Origin of the sequence: Corynebacterium sp. HS2168-gen11 (assembly GCF_024834075.1) — a bacterium.
Taxonomy (GTDB): Bacteria; Actinomycetota; Actinomycetes; order Mycobacteriales; family Mycobacteriaceae; genus Corynebacterium.
Map to the genome: position 1 here is coordinate 1 of NZ_JANUXR010000024.1, position 1,286 is coordinate 1,286.

At 53.8% G+C, this 1,286-nt stretch carries 1 protein-coding gene; it reads left to right on the forward strand.

Features of this window, described 5'->3' with window-relative positions:
* The coding region (locus NXS99_RS09155; protein WP_259288366.1) for an HNH endonuclease at window positions 1–1,220 on the forward strand (1,220 nt) is incomplete at its 5' end.
* Between the last annotated feature and the right edge of the window lie 66 nt (window positions 1,221–1,286).

Here is a 1,286-nt window from a genome sequence, read left to right on the forward strand (position 1 = left end):
ATTTCACCTACCGTTTCGCCTCGCATGACGTGTGGATTGTTTGTACGCTGCAGGCTATGAACATTCTGGGCACCGTCGCAAAGCTTGCCAGCGAAGCTGTGGCATTAATCCAAGCTGTCAGCCGCAGCCCACGCACCAACCGCGAGCTAGCCCAAGACCTGCATGTGTATGAGCACACGATTTCCATGTGGCGATCGATCGGCAAGGCGATCCCGAAAGACGACTTAGCACTTGCCGGCGAGTACGGGTTTAGCATGGATAAGCTGCGGGAAATTGCAGGGGTGGCAAAGCGGTGCAAAAACCCGAATGTTGATGTTGAGCAGCTTCGTACTTCCTTAATACATGAGTGCGCGACGTTGGATTGCGACAGCACGCGTCGGCATGTGCGACAAACCTTGGCTCGTGTCAATACGCAGTTTCAAGCCCCACGGATGTCGTACCTGCGGTTTTCGGCTGCAGCTGATAGTGACGGCATGAAATACATTATTGGGAAAATGCCGCAGCAGGTCGTTGATCGGTTGCAGGCAACGTTATTGCCGCAGGCGCAGGAGTATGTTCGCACGCAGCGTACGAATCGGTTGTCGGAAGGGTTGTTGCAGGCGTTGGTGCAGCGTTGTGTCAGTGGTGGTGGTGTGGCTGCGTATGAGCATTGTGGGCCTGGGGAAAATCCTGAGAATCCGTTGGATGTGCGCCACCGGCCGTGTTTCTTAATACCGGTGGATGATCCGGAGTTGGTGCGCACCGGCAAGGTGGTCAATACCGATGGGGTGTGTATGGATTTGCAGGATTTGGTGGATGCGCGGGTGCGGGAGTTTGGGTTTGCGGTTGTCTGTGGAGCGGATGCGGATCAGGTGAAGCGCCCATTAAGGGTTTTTGAGGTCAAGCGGTTAGCGGATGCTTCTGATCGGTTCTTGACGATTATTAGTCATTTGGTGTGTCAGCATGCTGATTGTATGGTGCCGGCGGTGCGGTGTCAGGTGCATCATATTCAGGCGTTTACGCAAGGCGGGCAGACCGTATTAGAGAACTTGTGTCCGTTGTGTCGGAAGCATAATTTGGAAAATGATGATGATCCTGCCAAGCGGCTTCATGGGCGGATTGTGAAAGATCCTGTCACGAACTTGGTGTGGTATGAGGATTATAAAGGGCGGAGACGGCAAAATCCTCACCCGGCGCAGTATTACAACGGGATCGCAGCTTCACGACGCATGCTGGAATAACCATCTGGTTAGGGTAAAACACCCGCTTCAACGGTTGAAGCGGGCGCTTACGCATGCCGTATTAAG